At 73.3% G+C, this 9165-nt stretch carries 8 protein-coding genes; 5 read left to right on the forward strand and 3 right to left on the reverse strand.

Annotation, left to right across the window (positions count from 1 at the left end; all coding sequences use genetic code 11):
• Nucleotides 1-21 precede the first annotated feature (21 nt).
• On the reverse strand, nt 22-588 hold the full coding sequence (gene ybiA, locus Psi01_RS23810) for a riboflavin biosynthesis intermediates N-glycosidase (RefSeq protein ID WP_204066285.1): 567 nt from the start codon (nt 586-588) through the stop codon (nt 22-24).
• A 97-nt stretch (nt 589-685) separates the two neighbouring features.
• On the opposite strand from ybiA, the gene Psi01_RS23815 reads away from it, so the two are divergent.
• Entirely contained in the window at nt 686-1885 is a 1200-nt protein-coding gene (locus Psi01_RS23815) for a YhjD/YihY/BrkB family envelope integrity protein (RefSeq protein ID WP_204066286.1), read from the forward strand.
• A 10-nt stretch (nt 1886-1895) separates the two neighbouring features.
• The gene (locus Psi01_RS23820) at nt 1896-5111 is read left to right on the forward strand and encodes an AfsR/SARP family transcriptional regulator (protein WP_204066287.1); all 3216 of its coding nucleotides are present in this window, start codon (nt 1896-1898) and stop codon (nt 5109-5111) included.
• A 20-nt stretch (nt 5112-5131) separates the two neighbouring features.
• On the opposite strand, the gene Psi01_RS23825 is transcribed toward Psi01_RS23820, so the two are convergent.
• Nucleotides 5132-5599, reverse strand: a complete 468-nt coding sequence (locus Psi01_RS23825; protein ID WP_204066288.1) for an SRPBCC family protein — start codon at nt 5597-5599, stop codon at nt 5132-5134.
• A 172-nt stretch (nt 5600-5771) separates the two neighbouring features.
• On the opposite strand from Psi01_RS23825, the gene Psi01_RS23830 reads away from it, so the two are divergent.
• Nucleotides 5772-6806 carry a serine hydrolase domain-containing protein gene (locus tag Psi01_RS23830; RefSeq protein WP_204066289.1) on the forward strand — a complete coding sequence of 345 codons (1035 nt, stop codon included), beginning with the start codon at nt 5772-5774 and terminating at the stop codon, nt 6804-6806.
• Nucleotides 6803-6946, forward strand: coding sequence for a hypothetical protein (locus Psi01_RS23835; RefSeq protein WP_204066290.1), 144 nt, complete (start codon nt 6803-6805; stop codon nt 6944-6946). Before Psi01_RS23830 ends, Psi01_RS23835 begins: the two co-directional genes overlap by 4 nt.
• Nucleotides 6947-7018: 72 nt before the next feature.
• On the opposite strand, the gene Psi01_RS23840 is transcribed toward Psi01_RS23835, so the two are convergent.
• Nucleotides 7019-8017 (reverse strand): helix-turn-helix transcriptional regulator, encoded by a 999-nt coding sequence (locus Psi01_RS23840; RefSeq protein WP_204066291.1) that lies wholly within the window; start codon nt 8015-8017, stop codon nt 7019-7021.
• Between the two features lie 63 nt (nt 8018-8080).
• Between Psi01_RS23840 and Psi01_RS23845 the strand changes: the two genes are divergently transcribed.
• Entirely contained in the window at nt 8081-8467 is a 387-nt protein-coding gene (locus Psi01_RS23845) for a VOC family protein (RefSeq protein WP_204066292.1), read from the forward strand.
• Nucleotides 8468-9165: the final 698 nt, after the last annotated feature.

Below are 9165 nucleotides of genomic sequence, written 5' to 3' on the forward strand. Positions count from 1 at the left end.
TCCGGCGGAAAGTGAAGCACATCACGATCGCCGCAGCGCCCGCCGTACCTCCATCAGGGCGAACCCGAGCAGGTTGAGCCCCCGCCACAGCTCCGGACGCCCGGCCCGCTCGTCGTCGGCGGCCAGGCCGATCCCCCAGATCCGGTCCAGCGGGCTCGCCTCGACCAGCACCCGCTCGCCGGTGCCCAGCAGGAACTCCCCCAGCTCGGGGTTCTGGCCGAACTTGGCCAGGTTGCCGCGGACCACGAGGTCGAAGCGGGCCGCCCTCCAGATCTCGTCGTCGAAGCCGCGCACCCGCCGCCCCAGGTCCTTGGCCTCCTTGGGGTGCCCGGCCGCCACGATCTGCGCCGCGGTCTCCTCGTCGCCGAACAGCCGGGCCTTGCCGGCCATCATGAAGTGCTCGGCGGTGCGGTAGACGGTCCCGTCCACGGTGAAGTCGGCCGGCCACCACTGCGACAGGCATCCGGCGCCGGCCCCGCCGGACCGCGGCGGCCGATGCCCCCAGAACATCAGATATCTGACCCGCTCGCCCCGCTCCACCGCCGCGACCAGATCCGCCACGTCACGCACGTCCGTCACCTCCGTCATGTGCGCCACCATCCCAGATCGCCACCGGTCCCGGCCAGCCGGTTTTCCGGCCCCGGGACCGGATGGAAGAGGGCGGACGTGGGTAGAGTTCGCTGTCATGACGGCCACCGCGAGGACGAGCCGGCGGGCCGGCGGGCTCGCCCGGGGGTGGACTCGGGCGCGGGACCGGTACGGCTGGCTCGACCACCTCGTCCGGGCCGGTGTCCACTACGACCGCGTCGACGGGGGCCGCCTGTCGGCCGGGATGACCTACTACGCGTTCTACGCCGTCTTCGCCCTGGCCCTGCTCGGTTTCGTGATCCTGGGGCACGTGTTCGACACCCCCGCCGCGCTGCGCGAGGTGGAGCGCTATCTGAGCGACACCTTCCCCCGGCTGGACGTCTCGGCGCTGCTGGCCGCCAGGGACACGGCGGGAGTGATCGTCACCGTCGGCCTCCCGCTGACCGGCCTGTTCTGGATCGACTCCATGCGCTCGTCCATCCGGGCCGTCTGGGGCCTGGAGCAGTACCCGGGCAACTTCTTCCTGCGCTGGCTGATCGACCTGGGCGTGCTGCTCACGCTCGGGCTGCTGCTGTCGATCTCGCTGACCCTGTCCTTCGGCGCCCAGGCGGCGCTGACCTGGCTGGCCGGTGAGACGGTCGGGGCCGAGGCGCAGTCGGCGCAGCTGACGCTGTCGGTGGTCGCCTTCGTGCTCGGCATCGGCGTCAACTTCCTGCTGTCGACGGCGTTGCTGACGCTGACCCCCCGCCTGCGCCTGTCGCCGCGCCGGGTCGCCGGTCCGGCCCTGATCATCACGATCGGGCTGGAGCTGCTCAAGACGATCGGGCAGGCCTACTTCAACCTCAGCGCGGCGAACCCGGCCTATCACGTCGTGGCGGGCGCGGTGGGCATGCTGCTGTTCCTGAAGCTGCTCAACGTGCTCATCCTGTTCGCCGCCTCGCACGCCGCGACCGGCCACCGCGGCACGGTCGTCGACCTGACCACCCGGCGGCCGATCGGCGAGCCGCGCACGGAGGTCGTCACCGCGCCGGCGATCCCCACGGTCAAGGAGGATCCCCCGGCGCAGGACGGACCGCCGGAGCCCGGATCGGCGCAGGACGGACCGGCGCAGGACGGACCGGCGCAGGACGGACCGGCGCAGGACGGACCATCGGAGTCCGGGCCGTCGGAGTCCGGGCCGTCGCCGGACGGGCCAGCGGAGGACGCACCGCCGCCGGAGCCGCGGCGGCCCGCCCCGCGCCGGTACGACTTCAGGTCGCGGCCGGGGCGTGGCGGCGCGGGGTCACGGCGGCCTTAAGGTCGGTCGTATGCGCTTCGGAGTGCTGGGGCCGGTGACGGTCTGGACCGACCGGGGGGAGGCCGTGGCCGTCCCCGGGCTGAAGGTGCGCGCGCTGCTCGCCGACCTGCTCGCCCACGAGGGACGGGTGGTCTCCGTCGACCGGCTGGTCGACGACCTGTGGGAGGACGAGCCGCCCGCCAACCCGGCCGCCGCCCTGCAGGTGCGGGTCTCGCAGCTGCGCCGCGCGCTGGAGGACGCCGAGCCGGGCGGGAAGAACCTGGTCGTCTCACGGGCGCCCGGCTACGCGCTGCAGGCCGGTCCGGACGCGGTGGACGCCGCCCGCTTCGCGAAGCTGGTCCAGGAGGGCAGGCCCGCCGAGGCGCTGGAGCTGTGGCGGGGCGCCGCGTTCGCCGACTTCGCCGACGCCGCGTTCCTCCAGCCGGTGATCACTCGTCTGGAGGAGGCGCGGCTGGCCGCCGTGGAGGACCTCGCCGAGGCGCGGCTGGCCGCGGGCGAGCCGGTCGAGGTGTCCGAGCTGTCGGAGCTCGTGGCCCGGCACCCGCTCAGGGAGCGGCTGCGCGCCGTGCACATGAAGGCGCTCTACCGGGCCGGGCGGCAGAGCGAGGCACTGGCCGGCTACGGCGAGCTGCGCGACCGGCTCACCGAGGAGCTGGGGCTGGACCCCTCGCCCGAGCTGGCCCGGCTGTACGAGCGGATCCTGCGCCAGGACCCCGCGCTGAGCGCCGGGGGCGAGCGGCCGGCGACGAACCTGCCCGCCGCGGTCGGCGGCCTGATCGGGCGCGACGAGGCGATGGCCGAGATCGGCGCCCTGCTGGGGACCGAGCGGCTGGTCACGCTCGTCGGCTCGGGAGGCGTGGGCAAGACGAGCCTGGCGCTGGAGGTCGCGCGGCGGGCGGGCGACGGCTATCCCGGCGGCGCCTGGCTGGTCGAGCTGGCCTCCTACGACCGGCACACGCCGTCGCTGGCCGGCGCCGTGCTCGCCGCGCTCGGCGTCCGCGAGGACTCCGCGGCCACCCTGGACCGGCTCGTCGAGGCGCTGCGCGACCGGCGGCTGCTGCTGGTGCTCGACAACTGCGAACACGTGGTCGACCAGGCCGCCAAGCTGGCCGACGCGCTGCTGCGCGCCGTACCCGGGCTGCGGATCCTGGCGACCAGCCGCGAGCCGCTGAACGTGGCCGGCGAGGTGCTGTGGAGCGTGCCCGCGCTGGAGCTGCCGGAGGGCTCCGAGCTGATCACGGTGGCCAGGTCCGACGCCGTGCGGCTGTTCGTGGCCCGCGCGACCGCCTCGGCTCGCGGGTTCACCCTCGACGCCGGCAACGCCGAGGCGGTCGCACAGCTGTGCCGCCGGCTCGACGGCATCCCGCTGGCGCTGGAGCTGGCCGCGACCCGGGTCAGGGCGCTGGGGATCCGGGAGCTCGTGGCCCGGCTGGACGACAGGTTCAAGCTGCTGGCGGGCTTCCAGCGCGGCGCCCCGGCGCGCCAGCAGACGCTGACGGCGATGATCGACTGGAGCTGGACGCTGCTCACCGCCCCCGAACGGGCGGTGCTGCGCCGCCTGGCCGTGCACGTCGACGGCTGCACGCTGGAGGCGGCCGAGGAGGTGTGCGCCGAGGACGGGATCGACGTGCTCGACCAGCTGGCCCGGCTGGTCGACCGGTCGCTGGTGGTGGTCGTGGACGGGCCGTCGGGCGTGCGCTACCGGCTGCTGGAGTCGGTGGCGGCCTACTGCCTGCGCCGGCTGGAGGACGCCGGGGAGACGGAGCGGGTACGGCGGGCGCACGTCGGCTACTACCTCTCGCTCGCCGTACGGGCCGAGTCGCACCTGCGCGGCGGTGAGCAGGCGCACTGGATGCGGCGCCTGGACGCCGAGGCCGCGAACCTGCGGGCCGCCCTCGACGCGGCTTCGGCGGCCGAGGCCCTGCGGCTGGTCGACGCGCTGGCGTGGTACTGGTTCCTGCGCGGCAGGCTCGGCGAGGGCAGGCGCGCGCTGGAGACCGCCCTGGCCGCCGCCGGAACGCCGCCCTCCGGGGGATCCATCGCGCACGGGCCCGCGTGGGAGCCCGCCGGGGGATCCGGGCCCGCCGGAGAGCGCGCTGCGGATCCGGCGACGGCGGAGCTCGCCGCCGGCCTGGCCGAGGCGGAGTTCGCCGCCGACCTGACCAGGGCGGAGTTCGCCGCCGGCCTGGCCAGGGCGCGTGCCTGGCACGCTGGATTCGGCTTGCTGCTCGGCGAGGAGGTCGACTGGGAGCCGGTCCTGGAGGGCATCGCCGATCCCGCCGACCGCGCCAGGGCGCAGTGGTTCCTGGGTCTGGCCGTGCCCGACACCCCGGCCTCGCAGGCACTGGTCGACCGCGCGCTGGTGACCTTCCGGGAGATCGGCGACCGGTGGGGCGTGGCGGCCGCGCTGAGCAGGCGCGCGCGTGACGCCTTCACCCTGCGCGACCTGGAGTCCCTGGAGCGCGACGGCGGCCGCAGCGCCGAGATGTTCCGGGAGCTGGGCGACCGCTGGGGCCTGCTGCAGGCCACCGAGTGGCTCGGCGGGCTGGCCGAGACCCGCGGCGACTACGCGGAGGCCACCCGCCTGTTCACCGAGGACCTGCGGATGGCCGAGGAGCTCGGGCTGTGGCCGGACGCCGTGCGGCGGCTGGCGTGGCTGGGCTGGATGGCCGCGCACATCGGCGACTACGAGCCCGCCCTGGACTACTGCGAGCGGGCCCTGCGCCTGGCCACCGAGCAGGGCTACCGGGAGGGGCGGATCTTCGCGGAGATGGGGTACGGCCTGGCCGCCCGCCGGTCGGGCCGGCTGGAGCTGGCGCAGAAGCATCTCGACCGCCTCCTCGACGGCGTCCCGCGCGACGGCGAGCCCCAGCTCTTCCTGCCCACGGTCCTGGTCGAGCTGGGTTTCGTCCACAAGCTCCGGGGCGACCGCGAGGGCGCGCGCGAGCTGTTCCTGGAGGCGTTCGCCGCCGCCAGGAAGATCGGCGACCCCCGCACGACGGCGTTCACCGTCGAGTCCCTGGCCGCCGTGTCTCCCCCGGCCGAGGGCGCCCGGCTGCTCGGCCTGGCCGAGGCGGTCAGGCGGGAGCACGGCACGCCGGTCACCCCGCTGGAGGAGGACGAGGTGCGGCGCATCACCGACGAGGTCCGGGGTGCTCTCGACGAGGAGGCGTTCGCCGCCGCCTACGCCCTCGGCCGCGAGTCGACCTTCGACGACGTGGCCTGAGGCCTGACCTGGGACCCGGCCTATGGCCTGGCCTGGGACATGGCCTGAACCGCCAGGTGCTCGGCCAGCCGGTCGAAGAACTCCAGCCAGCCGGCCCTGGCCTGCTCGGCGTGTTCCTGATCGGTGTTGACCCCGAACTGGTGGAAGCGCATCGCCGTGCCGCCCGCGTGCTCCTCCAGCGTGACCGTCACCACCGAGGCGGGCGCGTCGCCCGGCTCGTCCGGGTCACCGGTGGTGAAGACCAGCCGTCCCGGCCCGGCGACCTCGCGGTAGACGCCTCCCAGCGTGACCTCGAAGCCCTCCTCACCGACCAGCGTGGCCTGCCAGGCGCCGCCCGGGCGGGCGTCCAGGACGACCCGGTCGGCCGGGGTGAGGAAGATGCGCGGGCCGAACCAGCGGGCGAAGCGCTCGGGCCGGGTCCAGGCGGCGTAGACCTCCTCGCGCGGTGCGGCGAAGTCAAGGACGATGGCGTATTCGGCCGTCTTCATCAGGGTCGCTCCTCGGTCTCTCGGACGGTTTCCGACAGGACCCACGGTGCCGGGCGGGCCTTACGGTTGCCTTCCGGCCTCCTTAAGGTCCGTCCCCGGCCCGTCTCGTGCCGCCCGTCCGCAGGTGGAAAACCCATCGAGATCCGGGCGGACCGGGACTTACCGTGCCCGTATGACATCGTGGACATCCGAGATCGACGAGCTCGCCCGGACGGGCGACTTCTCCGGCGTCGTTCTCGTGGAGCGCGAGGGCAAGACCGAGTTCGCCGCGGCGTACGGCCTGGCCTGCCGAACGCACGAGGTCCCCAACACCGTCGACACGCGGTTCGGCATCGCCAGCGGCACCAAGGGACTGACCGCCCTGACGGTCATGAGCCTGGTCGAGGAGGGCGCGCTCGCCCTGTCCACGACCGCGCGGTCCGTGCTGGGCGAGGACCTGCCGCTGATCGACGACGCCGTCACGGTCGAGCACCTCCTGGAGCACCGGTCGGGCATCGGCGACTACTTCGACGAGAACGAGGCGTACGACATCACCGACCACGTGCTGACAGTCCCGGCGCACACGCTCGTGACCACCGAGGACTATCTGCCCGCGCTCGCCGGCCGGCCCGCCAAGTTCCCGCCCGGTCAGCAGTTCTCCTACTGCAACAGCGGATACGTCGTCCTGGCCCTGATCGCCGGTCGGGTGAGCGGCGTGCCCTTCCACGACCTGGTACGGCGGCGCGTCTGCGAGCCCGCGGGCATGGCCGACACCGCGTTCCTGCGCTCCGACGAGCTTCCCGGGCGCACCGCGACGGGCTACCTGCCCGTCGACGGCGTCTCCAGGAGCAACGTCTTCCACCTGCCGATCCGGGGCAGCGGCGACGGCGGCCTCTACTCCACCGCGGCCGACATCGGCGCCATGTGGCGGGCGCTGTTCGACGGGCGGATCGTCTCCCCTGCCACGGTGGCCGAGATGGTACGGCCGCGCAGCGACGTGCCGTCGGAGTCGATGCGGTACGGCAGGGGCTTCTGGCTCCACGCCTCCCGGGAGATCGTGATGCTGGAGGGTTACGACGCCGGCGTCTCCTTCCGCAGCGTGCACGACCCCGGGCTCGGCCTGACCCATACCGTGATCTCCAACACCTCCCCCGGCGCCTGGCCCGTCACGCGGCGCCTGGACGCGGTGCTGGGGCTGGAGGGTTCCGCCGCGACCGGTCCCGGATGACCCTCAGGGGGTTACCGTCGAAGGCGGACGACGAGCTGGTCGTACTGGTCACGCCGGAGCCGGCTCCCGGGACGGAGGAGGCGGTGCGCAAGGCGGTCCGGAACTGCCCCTGCGGGGCGCTCTCCCCGGTCGAGGGCTGAGACCTCGGCCCGCACGGGCTGCGCCCGGCGGCAGCCGGACGAGTGAGAACCGCACGGACAGGTGATGGCTGCTTACGTGGGCGTGGAGGTCCGGCGCAACACCTGCTGCGGGGACCGGTCGCCCCCGTTGTCCTCGAACAACTCCCGGGTGCGGCGCAGCAGAGCCTCCCGGACGTCGTCCGGGGACAGGACCCGTAGCGGGGTGCCCAGGCCGAGGAGATAGTCGGCGAGCTGGTCGGCGTCGTTGGCGCCGATTTCGACGATGGTGGCATCGGGCCCGTCCGGGTGATGGGTGCCGATCGTCGGCGGGACCAGCCGCAGGGCCCGGTCCATGGGATGCGGGAGCCGGATTCTCCCGTACAGGGGGTACACGACGCTCGCGATGCCCCGGGAGACGAGGAGGGCCGGGTCGGGCGGGTCGAGGAGTTCGACCGGCTGCCCGGTCGGCCGCAGGTGCACCACCCGGTCGGCCCGGAACGTCCGCCACTGGTCCCTGCCCACGTCCCGGGCGACGAAATACCAGCGCAGGCCCGTGTGCACCAGGCGGTAGGGGTCGACGTCCCGGACACTGTCCTTGCCCGCATGGTCGCGGTAGGACAGACGGGCGCGCTCACCCCGGCGGCAGGCGGCGGCCAGTTCCAGCAGCATGCCGGACGAGATCTGAGGCCCTTCGGACCTGGGAGTGTGGACGACGGTGGCGTCCATCTCACCCAGCCGGTCCGCGATCCGGGGCGGCAGGACCGCCCGCAGCTTCAGCAGCGCCGACAGCACAGCCTGGTCTCCGCCCAGGACGCCGCTGAGCGCGGCCTCTCGCAGCGCGACGGCCACGGCGAACGCCTCCTCGTCGTCGAGGACCAGCGGCGGGACCCGGCTACCGCCGCCGAGGCGGTAGCCGCCCCACGGCCCGGGGTCGGACTCGATGCAGTAACCGAGTTCCCGCAGCCTGGCGACGTCCCGCCGCACCGTGCGGTCGGTGACCGCCATCCGCTCGGCCAGTTCGCGGCAGGTCCAGGTCGGCCGGGCGGACAGCAGCGAGACCAGTCGCAGCAGGCGGGCGGAAGTGCTGATCACATCCCGTAGTGTTCCTCATGACCAGGACTGAACCTGTCCTGGTCCGGTCCTAGTGTCCCTGCCATGAGCACTGCAACCACGACCGCACCGACGATCCGTCTGCTGTCGGTCGACTTCGACTGCCCGGACCCCGCCGAACTGGCCCGTTTCTACGGCGAGGCTCTCGGCCTGCCCGTCGTCTACTCCAGCGACGACTTCGTCCTGCTCGGCCGGGAGGGTTCGCCGGGACTGGGTTTCATCCGGGTTGCCGACTACCGGCCTCCGACCTGGCCGGATCCTTCCCAGGGCAAGCAGGCGCACATGGAACTGGGCGTCGAGGACCTGGAGGCGGCCCAGGCACGGATGCTGGCCCTGGGAGCCACCGAGCCCCCGGTCCAACCGCATCCCGAGGAGCGGAGGGTCTTGCTGGACCCCGCCGGCCACCCGTTCTGCATCTCCACACAGAGCTGAGCGTCATCGACGCAGGGTTGAGCGTCAGCGGCGCAGGGCTGAGCGTCAGCGGCCAATGATGACCACGACCACGACCACGCACCCCCGCGGGACGGTGGACCCACCGTTGTCCTGGTGGGGGTGCGATGGACCGTGGGACTTCCCGAGCTGTGAGATCTGTCTGATCAGCCAGGACGGAGCCGAGCGGATCCCGTATCCCCGGTGCCGCAAGCAGATGGGCAGGTCCTGAAGCGGCAGGCGGGGTACGGCGGTGCGCGCCGAGGGCGGCCCCGTCCGTGAGGCGCGTCCCTGGTGGGCCGGGTGTTGCCCGCCCGGGCTGCGCCCAGAGCCGAGCGTGTCTATGACATCAGAGCACTGGCCACGTCGAGGCGTGACGAACGCCGGGTGTTGCCCACCCGAGCTGCGTCCAGAGCCGAGCCTGTCTATGACATCAGAGCACTGGCCACGTTGAAACGCGACGAACGCCGGACGCTGAAGGCCATCCTGACCACGACCCGCAGCTGATCACTGAGCGCATCGGTCTGCTGATCGTCACCGAGACCCCGGCCTGCCGGTCATCACCGGCACGGAAGACGTGAACGGGCATGAGCGGCATCGGTGATGTGTCGACCACCGACCACCGACCACCGACCACCGACCACCGACCACCGACCACCGACCACCGACCACCGACCACCGACCACCGACCACCGACCACC

It is taken from the genome of Paraplanobispora siamensis (assembly GCF_016863175.1).
Lineage (GTDB): Bacteria > Actinomycetota > Actinomycetes > Streptosporangiales > Streptosporangiaceae > Planobispora > Planobispora siamensis.